Annotated in this window: 11 protein-coding genes and 3 pseudogenes; 3 read left to right on the top strand and 11 right to left on the bottom strand. The window is 68.0% G+C overall.

Annotation, left to right across the window (positions count from 1 at the left end; translation table 11 throughout):
• Positions 1 to 23: 23 nt before the first annotated feature.
• From betT to XarbCFBP7408_RS11800, 5 genes are all read right to left on the bottom strand, one after another.
• Positions 24 to 2,003 (bottom strand): choline BCCT transporter BetT, encoded by a 1,980-nt coding sequence (betT, locus tag XarbCFBP7408_RS11820; RefSeq protein WP_104563121.1) that lies wholly within the window; start codon positions 2,001 to 2,003, stop codon positions 24 to 26.
• 136 nt (positions 2,004 to 2,139) lie between these two features.
• Positions 2,140 to 2,877 (bottom strand): endonuclease/exonuclease/phosphatase family protein, encoded by a 738-nt coding sequence (locus XarbCFBP7408_RS11815; RefSeq protein ID WP_104563170.1) that lies wholly within the window; start codon positions 2,875 to 2,877, stop codon positions 2,140 to 2,142.
• Positions 2,878 to 2,926: 49 nt separating this feature from the next.
• Complete coding sequence (locus XarbCFBP7408_RS11810; RefSeq protein ID WP_104563120.1) at positions 2,927 to 3,742, bottom strand: thiol:disulfide interchange protein DsbA/DsbL; 816 nt, start codon at positions 3,740 to 3,742, stop codon at positions 2,927 to 2,929.
• A 91-nt stretch (positions 3,743 to 3,833) separates the two neighbouring features.
• The gene (locus tag XarbCFBP7408_RS11805) at positions 3,834 to 4,484 is read right to left on the bottom strand and encodes a thiol:disulfide interchange protein DsbA/DsbL (RefSeq protein WP_104563119.1); all 651 of its coding nucleotides are present in this window, start codon (positions 4,482 to 4,484) and stop codon (positions 3,834 to 3,836) included.
• A 96-nt stretch (positions 4,485 to 4,580) separates the two neighbouring features.
• The gene (locus XarbCFBP7408_RS11800) at positions 4,581 to 5,378 is read right to left on the bottom strand and encodes a c-type cytochrome (RefSeq protein WP_181106470.1); all 798 of its coding nucleotides are present in this window, start codon (positions 5,376 to 5,378) and stop codon (positions 4,581 to 4,583) included.
• Between the two features lie 144 nt (positions 5,379 to 5,522).
• Between XarbCFBP7408_RS11800 and yihA the strand changes: the two genes are divergently transcribed.
• Entirely contained in the window at positions 5,523 to 6,146 is a 624-nt protein-coding gene (yihA, locus tag XarbCFBP7408_RS11795; protein ID WP_104563118.1) for a ribosome biogenesis GTP-binding protein YihA/YsxC, read from the top strand.
• A 77-nt stretch (positions 6,147 to 6,223) separates the two neighbouring features.
• Here the strand turns inward: yihA and XarbCFBP7408_RS11790 are convergent, their stop codons facing one another.
• Together XarbCFBP7408_RS11790 and XarbCFBP7408_RS11785 are read right to left on the bottom strand one after the other, a co-directional pair.
• Complete coding sequence (locus tag XarbCFBP7408_RS11790; protein WP_104563168.1) at positions 6,224 to 7,204, bottom strand: MBL fold metallo-hydrolase; 981 nt, start codon at positions 7,202 to 7,204, stop codon at positions 6,224 to 6,226.
• 104 nt (positions 7,205 to 7,308) lie between these two features.
• Complete coding sequence (locus tag XarbCFBP7408_RS11785) at positions 7,309 to 8,145, bottom strand: helix-turn-helix transcriptional regulator (RefSeq protein ID WP_104563117.1); 837 nt, start codon at positions 8,143 to 8,145, stop codon at positions 7,309 to 7,311.
• A 312-nt stretch (positions 8,146 to 8,457) separates the two neighbouring features.
• Between XarbCFBP7408_RS11785 and XarbCFBP7408_RS11780 the strand changes: the two genes are divergently transcribed.
• Positions 8,458 to 9,822 (top strand): glutamate--cysteine ligase, encoded by a 1,365-nt coding sequence (locus XarbCFBP7408_RS11780; protein WP_104563116.1) that lies wholly within the window; start codon positions 8,458 to 8,460, stop codon positions 9,820 to 9,822.
• Between the two features lie 129 nt (positions 9,823 to 9,951).
• Here the strand turns inward: XarbCFBP7408_RS11780 and XarbCFBP7408_RS11775 are convergent.
• The 3 genes and pseudogenes from XarbCFBP7408_RS11775 to XarbCFBP7408_RS11770 all read right to left on the bottom strand — a co-directional run.
• Positions 9,952 to 11,034, bottom strand: a pseudogene (locus XarbCFBP7408_RS11775) (ATP-binding protein); the annotation flags it as partial.
• Positions 11,035 to 11,114: 80 nt separating this feature from the next.
• Positions 11,115 to 11,475: pseudogene (locus XarbCFBP7408_RS23485) on the bottom strand (two-component sensor histidine kinase); the annotation flags it as partial.
• Positions 11,472 to 12,191, bottom strand: coding sequence for a response regulator (locus XarbCFBP7408_RS11770; RefSeq protein ID WP_104563114.1), 720 nt, complete (start codon positions 12,189 to 12,191; stop codon positions 11,472 to 11,474). The gene XarbCFBP7408_RS11770 and the pseudogene XarbCFBP7408_RS23485, both read right to left, overlap by 4 nt.
• Before the next feature lie 137 nt (positions 12,192 to 12,328).
• Here XarbCFBP7408_RS11770 and XarbCFBP7408_RS11765 point away from each other — a divergent pair, with 137 nt between their 5' ends.
• Positions 12,329 to 13,429: a glycosyltransferase gene (locus tag XarbCFBP7408_RS11765; RefSeq protein WP_104563113.1), complete on the top strand. Its 1,101-nt coding sequence runs from the start codon at positions 12,329 to 12,331 to the stop codon at positions 13,427 to 13,429.
• Positions 13,430 to 13,435: 6 nt separating this feature from the next.
• Here XarbCFBP7408_RS11765 and XarbCFBP7408_RS11760 read toward each other — a convergent pair.
• A pseudogene (locus XarbCFBP7408_RS11760) lies at positions 13,436 to 13,690 on the bottom strand (IS5-like element ISCARN85 family transposase); the annotation flags it as partial.

Here is a 13,690-nt window from a genome sequence, read left to right as displayed (position 1 = left end):
GCGCACGCGGCAGCGGCGGCACCTCAGCGAGTGAGATGCAGGAACTGCAGGTGACGCTCGTATTGATCGATGATGTCGTTGATGATCTGCTCGCGGCTGTAACCGACCAGGTCGTAATCCTGGCTGCCTTCGTACAGATGCACTTCGGCGCGGTAATAGCGTTGGTTGCGCAGGCGTTGCGCGGCGAAGGACGGCGTCAGGTAACCGCGCATCACCACCTGGTAGCGGAAACCCTGCTGCTCGCCGTGGTCGACGCTGATGTCCATGTCGCCGTCGTCCAGCCGGCTGCTGACCTGCCAGCCTTCGTCCTGCAGCTGTGCGGTGACCGCTTCGATCGCCGGGCGCACCTGGTCGTGCATGAAGCGGTAGACCTCATCGCGCGCCGGGAAATGCATCGCCTGGCCCAGGCGCTGACGCCAGCCGCGGTGATGCTGCGATTGCCCGATCAGCGGGCTGGGGCTGTAGCGCTGTGCGCGTTTGCGCTGCGACTCTTCGCCGAGCGCGCGCGACAAGCCCCAGGCCATCAGCAACAGCACCGCAGAGAACGGCAGCGAGGCCAGCACCACCGCCGATTTCAGCGCGTCCATGCTGCCGGCCAGCAACAGGCCGCCGGTCACCACCGCGGTGAGTAGGCCCCAGAACACGCGCAACCAGCGCGGGCCATCGTCGTGCGGCTCGCCGCCGTGCGAGGACAGCGTGGACAGCACCACCGTGCCGGAATCGGCGGAGGTCACGAAGAACACGAAGCTGATCGCCACCGTCACCGTGATCACCGTGCGGCTCCACGGGTAACTCTGCAACAGCGAATACAGCACCGTCTGCGGCGCATCGATGGCCTGCTGCGCCAATGCGCCCTGGCCGTGATGCAGCAACTGGTCCAGCGCGCTGTTGCCGAAGATCGACAGCCACGCCAGGGTGAAACCGAGCGGTATCAGCAACACGCCGAGCACGAACTCGCGAATGGTGCGGCCGCGCGAAATGCGCGCGATGAACAGGCCCACGAATGGCGCCCAGCCGATCCACCATGCCCAGTAGAACACCGTCCAGTTGCCGAGCCAGTCGCTGCGGCCGCCGTAGGCGTACACATCGAAACTCTTGTTGACCACGCTGCCCAGGTAGTCGCCCAGGTTCTGGATCAGCGCGTTGAGCAGATACTGCGTGGGGCCGGCGAACAGCATGAACAGCAGCAGCGCGATCGCCAGCAGCATGTTGATGTCGGACATCCAGCGCACGCCTTTCTCGACGCCGGACACCGCCACCACGATCGCCGCGCCCATCATCGCCACGATCAGCGCGACCTGCACCCAGTGGGTGTGCGGCACATCCATCAGGGTGCTCAGGCCGGCGTTGAGATGCAGCACGCCAAAGCCCATGTCCGCGCCCAGGCCGAACACGGTGGCCACGATGCCCAGCGCATCCACCGTGTAGCCGATCGGCCCGTTGATGCGCTTGCCGATCAGCGGATACAGCGCCGAGCGCAGGGCCAGCGGCAGGTTGTGGCGGAATGCGAAATACGCCAGCGCCATCGCTGCCGGCGCGAACACGCCCCAACCATGCAGCCCCCAATGCAGGAACAGCAGCTGCATCGCCTGGCGTGCAGAGGCTTCACCGCTGCCGGTGCCACCCTGTGGCGGCTGCAGATAATGCGTGAGCGGCTCGGAGACGCAGAAGAAAAACAGGGTGATGCTGATGCCCGCGGCGAACAGCATGCCGGCCCAGGAGAGGTAGCTGAATTCCGGTTCGTCGTGATCGGCGCCGAGTTTGATGTTGCCGTAGCCGGACAAGGCCACGCCCAGCACGAACACCAGATACACCGTCATCGCCAACAGGTAGTACCAGCCGACATTGCGCGAGGCCCAGGTCTGCGCATCCAGCAGCACCCGGCCCGCTTCAAGCGGAAACAACGACACCAGCAAGGCAAACGTGCACACGACGGTGGCTGCCAGCACGAACACCGGGCGCAGCGTGCGGACCGGCAAGCTGTGCGGCGCTGTCGCACTCATGGCCACGCACTCATACGATGCGTATCACGTGCTGTGCTCCCAACGAAAAATCGCCTGCGTTATCGCACAGGCGGTGTCGAGGGGGTGTCATCGGTCGAGTCCGCCAGTGCGAACCCGTCGCCGCGTTGCGTGGTGGCTAGCGCAGCAAGTGCAGCGGCACGCGGATATCCATGCCCACCGCAAGATGGTCGGAGAACGCTGCGGGAATCGCTTCGATATGCTCGATGGTGAGGCTGTCGCTGACCAGGATATGGTCGATCGCCCGGTCCGGACGCCAGCTCGGAAACGTATGCACTTCGCAGCTCGGCGGCTGCAGCCGCGTGTGCCGGTACAACGCCTGCATTTCCGGCCGGTCGGCCATGCAGTTGAAATCGCCCATCAACATCGCGTTGGGATGCTCGGACAGCAACTCGGCGATGAAGGCCAGCTGCGCCATGCGCGAATTGGCGCCCAGCGACAGATGCGCCACCGCCACTGCCAGGCCTTCGCGCCCCTGCCCGAACTTGGCCAGCAGCATGCCGCGCCCGCCGATCCGGCCCGGCAGGGCGTGATCCTGCACTTCCAGCGGTTCCAGCTTGCTGAGCAGGCCGTTGGCGCTGGAGGCCACCCCGCCCATGCGGCGGTTGGGCTGGTGGCTCCAGTAATGGAAGCCGGCGCGCTCGGCCAGATAGTGGGTCTGGTTGGTGAAGCCCGAGCGCAGGCTGCCCGGGTCGGCCTCCTGCAGGCCGACGATGTCGCGCTCGCCGGCCAGCTTGGCGATGCTGTCCAGGCTGGTGCGCTTGCTGCCCAGCGGCAACGCATGCGACCAGCTACGCGTGACGTAATCGCTGTAACGGCGGGTGCTGGAGCCGGCCTGGATATTGGCCGTCAGCACCCGCAGGGTGCGCGAATCCGAAGCGTTCACAGGGCGGCGATCGACAGGATCACTTGGCCAGCGTGGCGCGTTCGCGCGCAATCAGGTGATCGGCGATGCGCAGCATGTCCGGGAAGCTCTGGCCCTTGACCAGGTACTTGCCGTTGACGATCAGCGACGGGGTGCCGGTGAGCTTGCTGCGGGTGGCGAACTGCTTGGCGCGGTTGGTCTTGGCCGACACGCCGAAGCTGCTCATGGTGTCGATGAAGGTCTTCTGGTCCACGCCGTACTTGGCGTAGAACGCGGCGATGTCCTGCACCGAATCCTTGCCGCGCTCGCCCTTGAGGGTCTGCTCGGTGTGGATGGCCTTGTACAGCGCTTCGTGGGTCTTTTCCTGCACGCCCAGGGTTTCCGCGGCGTAGAACGCACGGCCGTAGTCGTCCCACGGACCGCCGAACATCGCCGGCACGTAGACGAAGTGCACGTCCGACGGCAGGCCGGCCTTCCACGGCCCGATCAGCGGCTGGAACGCGTTGCAGGCGGGGCAGACATAGCCGAACACCTCGGCCACCTCGATCTTGCCGGCGGCCTGCTGGTACGGCTGGCCGCCTTCGATATCCAGATAATCGGTGCCGGCGACCGGCTCGGGGCCGTTCGGCGCGCGCGGTGCGGCGCTGGGGGCGGCGGCTGGCGGGGTGCTGGCGCTCTCGCCAACCGCAGGCGGTGCGGCGGGGTCGGTGGCCGGCGTGGCAGCGGCCGGAGCAGGCGCCGTTTCGGCAGCCGGCGTGGTGGCGGCAGGTGCGGTGTCGGACGAGCCGTCCTGGGCCTTGCAGGCGACCAGGATCGGCAGCAGCGCCATCAGCGTCAGGGCGAAGCGGGTCTTCATCGGATTGGATCTCCAGCGTGGGGCGAGGAAAGGGCCGGACGGCCGCGGGGCGCATGATGCCACGGGCGGCCGTCGCTGGCGGTTACGCGGTTCAGCGCTTGGCAGGCGCGGCGTGTTCGCGGGCGATCAGATAGTCGGCCACGCGCAGCATGTCCGGGTAGTTGCGCGCGCCGATCAGATAGCGCCCGTTGACGATGATCGCCGGGGTGCCGGGCAGCTTGCTGCGCTTGGCGAATTCGCGCGCGGCATCGAGCCTGGCGTCGACCGCCTGGCTCTTGTAGGTCTCGACGAAGCGCTGCTGCGGCACGCCGTAGCCGGCGTAGAAGGCGGCCAGTTCCTCCGGGGCGACGTTCTGGGTCGGCACGGTCTGCTTCTCGTGGATCGCCTCGAACATGGCGCGATGGCTGCGCTTGGCCACGCCCAGGATGTCGGCGGCGAAGTAGGCACGCGCGAAGGCATCCCAGAACCCGCCGAATGCCGCCGGCACCGGGGTGAAGCGCACATACGACGGCTGCCTGGCCACCCAGGCCTCCAGGGTTGGCTCGAAGTGCGCGCAGTGCGGGCAGGTGTAGCCGAACACCTCGACCACTTCCACCTTGCCGGCCAGCGGCGCGTACGGCTGGCCGCCGTCGATGACGATGTAGTCGTCGCCTTCGACCGGCGGGGCGTTCTTGTCGGCGGCACAGGCCGCCAGCGGCATCAACAGCAACAACAGCAGGGACAGGCGGGAAAGCAGATTCATGCAGGCTCCGTGGGGGTGGGAAGGGCAGGGCGGGAAACGACGACGCCGGTCGCGGGACCGGCGTCGTGACACGCTGTGGCGGTTGCGGCGGTCAGCTCATGAGCGTGCGGGCGTTGCTGCGGGCAGTTGCGCGGCGGCGGCATCGTCGGCGCGGTCGTGCAGGCCCTGCAGATAGCTGGCCAGCGCCTGGATCTCCTGCTCGGTCAGCGGGTGCGCCACCTGCGCCATGATATTGAACAGCGCCGGGTTGCGCTCCTGGGTGGTGCCGGCCTGGTATTCCTTCAGGCGCCGCGCCACGTACTCGGCATGCTGGCCGCCCAGGCGCGGATACGCCGGGCCGGGATTGCCGCCGCCGGACGGCCCATGGCAGGCCATGCAGGCCGGCACGCCGCGCGCGACATCGCCGCTGCGGTAGAGCTTCTCGCCCACCTCGTAAAACTTCATGCCCTGGTAGGGACCCTCGGCGATCGCCGCGTCGTCGGCAACGCCGGCAGCGGACTTCTGGGTGGCGAAGTAGGCGCCCAGATCGCGCATGTCCTGCGCGGTGAGGTCCTTGACGAACGGCACCATCACCGCCGACATGCCGGTATTGCGCTCGCCACTGGCGATCAAGGCGACCTGGTGCGCCACGTAGCGCTCGGTCTGGCCGGCGATGCGCGGGTACATGGCCACCGCCGGATTGCCGTCCGGGCCATGGCAGGCCGCGCAGGCGGCGGCCTTGGTCTGGCCGGCCTTGGCATCGCCCCAGGTGGTCTTGGACAGGTCCACCTCCAGCGGGGCAATGCGCACCGGCGGCGGATCGGGGATCGGCGTGACCGCCGATTGCGCAAACGCCACGGCGGCGATGGCCGGCACGGCGAGGGCGGCGAGGACAAGCACACGAGCATGGCGCATCAGCTAAAGCTCCGTATGGACCCGGCCCGCGCGCGTTGGGTGCTGGCTGTGGCAGGCGTGCTTCGATTATCGACACGCCTTTGCGCCAGGGTCAACGAACAGTGCAGCAAAACCGTCAGGCCCCGAACGTGCGATCCTAGGGAGATGTCGCTCCTTATCGAACAAGCCCGCTACCACCTGTCCGCCCACAACGCCCGGCAATTGCCCGACGATGGCGGCTACGAGGTCGCCTTCGCCGGCCGCTCCAATGCCGGAAAATCCAGCGCGCTCAATGCGCTGACCCGCCAGAACGCGCTGGCCCGCGTGTCCAAGACGCCTGGCCGCACCCAGCAGCTGGTGTTCTTCCAGATCCAGCCCGAGCGCTATCTGGTGGATCTGCCCGGTTACGGCTACGCCAAGGTGCCGCAGGACCTGCAGGCGCACTGGCAGGCCTTCATCGACCGCTATTTCCGCACCCGCGAGGCCTTGCGCGGGCTGGTGGTGGTGATGGACATCCGGCATCCGCTCAAGGATTACGACCTGCAGATGCTCGGCTATGCGGCCGAACGCGGCCTGCCCGCGCACGGCTTGCTGACCAAGGCCGACAAGCTCGGCCGTGGCCAGCAGATGCAGACACTGCAGAAGGTCAAGAAGGAAGTGACCTCGCGCTTCGGCGACAGCGTGACCGTGCAGACCTACTCCGGCGAATCGCGCCAGGGCGTGGACGAGTTGCGCGGCATCGTCGGCGGCTGGCTGGGTCTGGACGTAGCGCCGCCCGCAGCGGAGTGATCCGGGACGGCAGGGCGCCCGCCGCCTGGCCGTTCAGACCATCGGGACGTGATGCGTCCTGCGCCTGCTGCCATCACTCACGGCGTCGTCGACATCGGGCCGAATTCGGTCGGCACCCAGGCGAACGCCTTGCCCTCGCGACGCACATGACCCAGGCCCGGGAACGGCAGATGCGCGCCGGCCACCCACCAGCGGCCGTCGGCGGCCTGCGCCAGCAGGCGACGACGCGAGGCGATCGCCTTGCTGCGGTCGCTGTCGGCTTCGAACGAGGCGTCCGGCCGGGCAAACTGCACGGCGTGGTAGTGCAGGACATCGCCCCACACCAGCAGGGTGTTGCCGGCGCCGCCGTCGAAGCGATAGGACACGTGGCCGGGCGTGTGGCCCTGGCTGTCCAGCGCGGTGATGCCGCCCGGCAAGGCGCTCGTGCCGGGCTGGAAGCGGCGCAGCCGACCCTGGGCCTGATACGGCGCGACGGCCGCACGTGCCAGCGGGAAGGCGAATCGCAGCGTCGGCGCCGCACCGGCCCCCGATGCGGGATCCAGCCAGTACGCGGCATCGGCGTCGGACAGCCACACCGTGGCGTTGGGAAAGGCCGCCGTGCCCTGCGCATCGAGCAGGCCACACAGGTGATCCGGATGCGCGTGGGTGAGCAGCACATCGTCGACCTGGGCAGGGTCGACACCGGCGGCGCGCAGGTTGCTCAGCACCTGGCCCAGGCCGGGCCCCAGGCATTGCGCGGTGCCGGTATCGACCAGGCTGAGGTGGCTGCCGTCCTGGATCAGATAGGCATTGACTGCGGTCTGCAGCCCCTTGCTGTCTTCGGGGACGTAGCCCTGCGCGAGCAGGCGGTCGCGCTCGGTCGGGTCCACATTGGACAGTTGTTGACGCGTCAGCCCCACGCGGCCGTCGAACAACGCGGTGACGCGCAGCGTGCCGATGCGCTGCAGGTAGAAACCGGGAACCTGCGCGCGGGTGGATACGGGCGCAGCGGCGTGCGCCAGCGTGGCGCTTGCGGCCAGTAGCAGCGGCACCAGCGTACGCAGGACGGAAACAGACATGAGCAACTCCAGGACAGGCGGCAACTGCCGCGGTGTCGCCATGCTGGCGGCAGCGAGCTGCGCGATTCGCTCAATGCGCTGCGCCAAGCGCTCGCGTTGGCGCCCTAGCGGCTATTGCCGATGCTGGCCGGGTCCAGCCCGTAGCGCTGCTGGAAGCGCTGGCTGAAGCTGCGGGTGGAGCGATAGCCGGCGCGCGCGGCCACGGTCTTGAGCGGCCAGCGCGTGCTGTAGAGCAGGGCCATCGCGTGCGCCAGCCGCGCATCGGTGATCAGTTCGCGCAGCGAGCGTTGTTCGGCGGCCAGATGCCGGCGCAAGGTGGCGCCACTGATGCCCAGGCTGTCTTCGATATCGCGCGAGCGCCACGCCCGCTGCGGTTGCGCGACGATCAGCGTACGCACCTGCTCGGCGATGCTTGGCGCCGGCGGCAGCAGCAGGCCGCCGTGGCCGCGACGGCAGACATGGATGACCAGTGAGGCCAGTGCCAGGCGTGCTTCGGTATACAGGCCGCGTTGCAGCGCATCGCGCCATTGCCGCAGCGGCAGCGCGACATCGATCGCCGGCAGCCGCGCGATGTCGGCGCCGGCCTCTGGCAGCGGCTCGTTCCACAACGCGCGCGCAGCGGCCAGTGCCTCCTCGCACAGGGGTACCACCGCGCTCATGTAGAGCCCGGTCTGCGGGTCGGGCGTGTTGATCAGATCGATCCGGCAACGGCGCGTTGCCAGGAACAGATCGCCCGGCACGAGTTGCAGCGACTGGGTCGCGCTGCGCACCTGTTGGCGGCCCTGCAGCACAATCGCGAACTGCGGCTGGGTCAGGTCCACCGAGCGCGCCCCATGTTCGCGCCGTGCGCTCACGCAGGCGTAGCCATCGGCGCGCTCGCAGTGCATCAGAGTGGCCATCTGCGCGAGCAGGGCGTCGGTGGGTGTGGGCGCAACGGTCATGGCCGGGCGATGCTACAGGATCTCGGGTGCGCGGCCGGGGCGACCGAACGGCGTGCAGCCGCGCGTGCGGGGATTTGCGGGCGACTGCTTTCATCTGGGCGATTGCGGCCTGCTGCCTCCGCCGTGCCCGCCCCGGGTCGGGGTCACGCCAGCGCTTGCTGCCTGACCGGGCCACGCCGTGCGCATGGATGGAAATGTCAGGCCCGGCCGATGGCAGCAATTCTTTCCATGCCCTGCGGTTATAGTGCGGGCCTTGCGGTGGCAGGGGAGGACCCCCACATCGTTCCCCTAAATTTTCCTGCGAGCCTGCCCTTGTCGAGTCCCAGCCACGTTGCCGAAACGCCGATCACCGAACGCGCGGAGCTGGTCCAGGTGCTGGCCTCCGGCGAGAAGCCCAGCGCTGACTGGCGGATCGGCACCGAGCACGAAAAGTTCGGCTTCCAGCTCGACGACCTGCGCGCGCCCACGTTCGAAGGCGAGCGCGGCATCCAGGCGCTGCTGACCGGGTTGACCCGCTTCGGCTGGGAGCCGGTGCAGGAAAACGGCCACACCATTGCGCTGCTGCGCGACGGCGCCTCGGTGACGCTGGAGCCGGCCGGCCAGCTGGAACTGTCGGGTGCGGCGGTGGAAACCCTGCATCACACCTGCGTGGAAACCGGCACCCATCTGGACGAAGTGGCGCAGGTGGCCGGTGAGTTGCAGCTGGGGTTTCTGGGCATGGGCTTCCAGCCCAAGTGGCGCCGCGATGAAATGCCGTGGATGCCCAAGGGCCGCTACCAGATCATGAAGAACTACATGCCCAAGGTCGGCTCGCTCGGCCTGGACATGATGACCCGCACCTGCACGGTGCAGGTCAACCTGGATTACGCCACCGAAGCGGACATGGTGAAGAAGTTCCGCGTGTCGCTGGCGTTGCAGCCGATCGCCACCGCGTTGTTCGCCGATTCGCCGTTCACCGAAGGCAAGCCGAACGGCTACCTCAGCTACCGCTCGCACATCTGGACCGACACCGACGCCGACCGCACCGGCATGCTGGACTTCGTGTTCGAGGACGGCTTCGGCTACGAGCGCTATGTCGATTACCTGCTCGATGTGCCGATGTATTTCTCCTACCGCGACGGCGTCTATGTCGATGCCAGTGGGCAGAGCTTCCGCGATTTCATGCAGGGCAGGTTGCCGGCATTGCCGGGCGCGTTGCCGACGCTGCGCGACTGGTCGGACCACATGACCACCGCGTTCCCGGAAGTGCGCCTGAAGAAGTACCTGGAAATGCGCGGCGCCGACGCCGGCCCGTGGGACCGCCTGTGTGCGTTGTCGGCGTTCTGGGTGGGGTTGCTGTACGACGACACCGCGCTGGATGCGGCCTGGGATCTGGTCAAGGATTTCAGCACCACCGAGCGCCACGCGCTGCGCGACGGCGTGCCCAAGCATGCGCTCGGCCTGCTGTTCCGCAATGGCACGGTGCGCGATTTGGCGGTGGACGCGGTCAGCATCGCCCGCGAGGGCCTGCGTCGGCGCGCGCGCCTGAATGCCGACGGTCAGGACGAAACCGGCTTTGTGGATGTGATCGCCGAGATCGCCGAGAGCGGTGTCACCGCGGCCGAACGCAAGCTGGCGCTGTATCACGGCGCATGGAATGGCGATGTCGATCGCGTGTTCCGCGAGTTCGCGTACTGAGCATGGAGTGATCGCAGCGGTGGTCGCGCGCGGCTGATCAATCGCGCGGATCGTTGCCTGCGGGCGCGGACTCGGGTGCGCCCCGGCATCGTCGAAATCACCTGAGAAAGAACGCGCTCCAGCCTAGCGCTAGCGCCGCTCCGGCATGCACGGCAGGCGCACCGTCACCCGCAGGCCGCCACCTGCTGCACGGTTGTCCAGGCGCAGGTCGCCGCCATGCGCCAGCACGATGCTGTGCGCCACCGACAAGCCCAGCCCGATGCCGCCGGTGTCGCGATTGCGCGAGGACTCGCCGCGCACGAACGGCAGCAGCACCTGTTCGCGCTGGGTCGGGTCGATGCCGGGGCCGTCGTCGTCGATCCACAGCACGCCCTCTTCGCCATCGCGCTGCAGTTGCAGGCGCGCGCGCTTGCCGTATTTCAGCGCGTTCTCCAGCAGGTTCATCACCGCGCGCCGCAAGGCCAGCGGATCGCCATCCAGGGTGATCGCCGGGCCGGGCAGCAGTTCGGCATCGGCGCCGATGTCGGTGGCGTTGTCGACCACGCTTTCCACCAGCAGGCGCAGATCCAGCGGCGCGCGTTTGCCGCGGTGGCGATCGTTCTGGATGAAATCCAGCGCGGCGGAAATCATCGCCTTCATCTCGTCGATGTCGGCCAGCGCCTTGTCGCGCAACGGCGGCTGCAGGCCGTCCAGGCGGAACGACAGGCGCGCCAGCGGCGTGCGCAGGTCGTGCGCGATCGCCGCCACCATGTGGGTGCGCTCGTTGATCAGGCGGTTCAGGCGGGCCTGCATCGCATTGAACGAATCGGCCGCGCGCACGATCTCCGGTGGGCCGCTGCGTTGCAGTGCGGCGGCATCCGGATTGCGGCCCAGCCGGTCGGCGGCTTCGGCAAAGCGCTTGATCGGCGCCGACAGCGCACGCGAGAACCACCATGCCAGCGGCACGTTGGCCAGCAGGCCGGCCAGGAACAGCAGCACCACATGGGTCTTGAACTCGGCCGACAGCCGCCGCGGTGGCGATTCGACCGTGCGCCAGCGGCCATCGGGCTGTTGCAGCGCGGCGGTGAAGCCGTCCAGCAACGGCACGCCCGGGGTCAGGCGCTCGCTTTCCCAGGCGCTGGGGCTGTCGTCCGGACGCAGCCCATTGCCGAGCGGTGGGGCACCGGGGGGGCGCTCGTGCGGCCAGTCGCCTGGCGCCGGCGGCGAGCGCTGCGAGGCCTCGTGGCGATTGCCGACGGCGCTGGTCGCGTCGTCGTCGGCGCCGGATGCTTGCGGTTGGCCGGGTATGCGCGGCTGTGGAGACATGCCGATGCGCGGGCCCTGGCGCTCGTCGGCGCTGCGGTAGAAGCGCACGCGCTGCTCGGGGACATCCAGCCAATGGGCCAGCAGCATTTCGGCAAACCCGTCGCGCACCTGGCCTGCCGGCGGCAGCGGGGCCTGGGCCGATTCGTGCACCGTCAGGGTCTGGGTGCCGGCCGGCATGCGCGTGGACAGCAGCGCCACCACTTCCGGCGGATGCACCGGCGGCTCGTAGACCGGGGTGCGCATCATCAGCAGGGCGATGCCGATGACCTGGGCGGTGAGCAGCGCCACCGCCAGCAGCACGAAGGTACGGGCAAAGATCGATAGCCCGCGACGTGCCGGTTTGCTCACAGACGCGCAACGCCCGGCAGCAGCATGTAGCCCTCGTTGCGCACGGTGCGGATCAATTCGGTATGCACGCGCTCGTTGATCTTGCGGCGCAGGCGGCTGATCTGGCTGTCGATGGCGCGGTCGTAGACGTCGGTGTCGCGGCCGCGGGCGTAGTCCAGCAACTGGTCGCGGCTGAGCACCCGCTGCGGATGCTCGACGAAGGTGCGCAGCAGCGCGAACTCGCCGTCGGAGAGGTTGATGAAGATGCCGGTGGGGTCGCGCAGGTCGCGGCGCACCACGTCCAGCCGCCAGCCGGCGAATTCGTAGACGTTGCCGCGCTGGTCGGCCTGCTCGCTGCTGGCCTGGCTGCGGCGCAGCAGGGCGCGTACCCGCGCCAGCAGCTCGCGCGGATTGCAGGGCTTGGCCAGGTAGTCGTCGGCGCCCACTTCCAGGCCGATGATGCGGTCGGTGTCGTTGCCCAGTGCGCTGAGCATGATGACCGCAGGTGAACCGCGCTCGCTGGCCAGTGCCCGCGCCGCGCTCAGGCCGTCTTCTCCAGGCATCATCACGTCGAGTACGATGAGATCCGGGCGGCGCTGGGCGATGCTCTTGCGCATCTCCGCCACGTTTTCGGCCACGTCCACCTGGTAGCCGTGGGCGCTGAGGAACTCGCCGATCAGCTTGCGCAGGTCCGGGTCGTCGTCGACCACAAGAACGCAGGGTTGTTGCATGTCCATGGAAATCATCGTCGGTGGCGCGGCGCTTGGCCCGCGCAGGGTGGTGGCGACCGGATACATGGTGCTCGCAGTTGCAGGGCTGGAACACGCATCATAATGATTGAATTTGTCAACCTTTGGCATACGTGTGACGCACCATGACAGAACGGGACATCGCGCAGGAAACCGGGCCATCGACACTGTGCCGCAGCAATGGCGAGTGTACGCATGACAAGGCGTTTCCGATGATGCGGGTGATCAGCCGCGACAACGGCGTGGGCCTGACCCGGGACATGGTGCTGATGGCGCAGACGCTGCGTGCCGGCGGCATCCCGGTGCAGGAGGTGGGCTTCACCAGTCAGCGGCTGCACGACACGGCGCGCGAAGCCCGCCTGTGGGCCACCCGCGCGCTGTTCGGGCGGGTGCCGGTACAGATCTTTTCCGAGCGCGTGTATGCGCGCTGCCTGCCGTTGGGCCAGACCAACCTGCTGGTGCCCAATCCGGAATGGTTGCTGCCCAAGTGGCTGCCGCGGCTGCCGCAGTTCGACGCGGTGCTGTGCAAGACCCACCACGCGGAGCGGATTTTCCGCAGTCTGGGCTGCACCACGCGGTTCATCGGCTTCACCAGCCCGGATCGCCACGACGCACAGGTCGCGCGTCAACGTGCGTTCTTCCATCTGGCCGGGCGCAGCACCGCCAAGGGCACCCGCGTGCTGCTGGAGACTTGGCAGCGGCATCCGGAATGGCCGCTGCTGACGGTGGTGCAGAATCCGCGCACGGCCGGCAAGCCGGTGGTGGCGCCGAACATCGACCACCGCGTCCGCTATCTCGACGACGCCGAACTGCGCCGGCTGCAGAACGCGCACCTGTTCCATCTGTGTCCCTCCGAGGCCGAGGGCTTCGGGCATTACCTGATGGAAGCGCTGAGCGTGGGTGCGGTGACCCTGGCCACCGACGGTGAGCCGATGAACGAACTGGTCAGGCCCGAGCACGGCGTGCTGATTCCGGTGGCCGAGGTGCGCCAGCGGCGGCTGGCGTCGTACTACTACGTGGACGCGGCGGGCATTGCGCAGGCGGTGGAAACCGCGTTGGCATTGCCGCAGGCGCAGCTGGATCAGCTGTCGGCCAACGCGCGGGCGTTCTACCAGGCCAACGATGCCGCATTCGCCGCGCGCTTTCGCAATGCAGTGCTGGCATCGTTGCCCGTAGCTGCGGCGGAGATCACCGCAGATGTGGCCCCGGCGGTCGTCGAGAACTAGGGCCTGTTAACACATCCGAAGCCCATCAACGACCAGGACGAAGTTGAGGAATCCAAGGAACATGACGTCCAACTTCTCGAAGCGCGTGAAAATCCGGCGGTAGCCCTTCAAGCGACGGAACAGCCTCTCCACCTCATTGCGCCGCTTGTACATTTGTTGGTCGTACTCCCATGGATCGACCCGATTGGACTTGGGTGGGACCACCGGCACGAAGCCAAGATCAAGCGCCAACTGGCGGGTTTCATTGCCTTCGTAAGCGCG

Origin of the sequence: Xanthomonas arboricola pv. guizotiae, assembly GCF_002940205.1 — a bacterium.
Classification (GTDB): domain Bacteria; phylum Pseudomonadota; class Gammaproteobacteria; order Xanthomonadales; family Xanthomonadaceae; genus Xanthomonas; species Xanthomonas arboricola_C.
This window is presented reverse-complemented; position numbering and strand designations above follow the sequence as displayed.

Excerpts from the sequence above, each read along its gene's own strand:
- betT (WP_104563121.1), bottom strand. The coding sequence starts at position 2,003 with ATGAGTGCGACAGCGCCGCACAGCTTGCCGGTCCGCACGCTGCGCCCG.
- XarbCFBP7408_RS11810 (WP_104563120.1), bottom strand. The coding sequence starts at position 3,742 with ATGAAGACCCGCTTCGCCCTGACGCTGATGGCGCTGCTGCCGATCCTG.
- XarbCFBP7408_RS11805 (WP_104563119.1), bottom strand. The coding sequence starts at position 4,484 with ATGAATCTGCTTTCCCGCCTGTCCCTGCTGTTGTTGCTGTTGATGCCG.
- XarbCFBP7408_RS11800 (WP_181106470.1), bottom strand. The coding sequence starts at position 5,378 with ATGCGCCATGCTCGTGTGCTTGTCCTCGCCGCCCTCGCCGTGCCGGCC.
- yihA (WP_104563118.1), top strand. The coding sequence starts at position 5,523 with ATGTCGCTCCTTATCGAACAAGCCCGCTACCACCTGTCCGCCCACAAC.
- XarbCFBP7408_RS11790 (WP_104563168.1), bottom strand. The coding sequence starts at position 7,204 with ATGTCTGTTTCCGTCCTGCGTACGCTGGTGCCGCTGCTACTGGCCGCA.
- XarbCFBP7408_RS11785 (WP_104563117.1), bottom strand. The coding sequence starts at position 8,145 with ATGACCGTTGCGCCCACACCCACCGACGCCCTGCTCGCGCAGATGGCC.
- XarbCFBP7408_RS11770 (WP_104563114.1), bottom strand. The coding sequence starts at position 12,191 with ATGGACATGCAACAACCCTGCGTTCTTGTGGTCGACGACGACCCGGAC.
- XarbCFBP7408_RS11765 (WP_104563113.1), top strand. The coding sequence starts at position 12,329 with ATGACAGAACGGGACATCGCGCAGGAAACCGGGCCATCGACACTGTGC.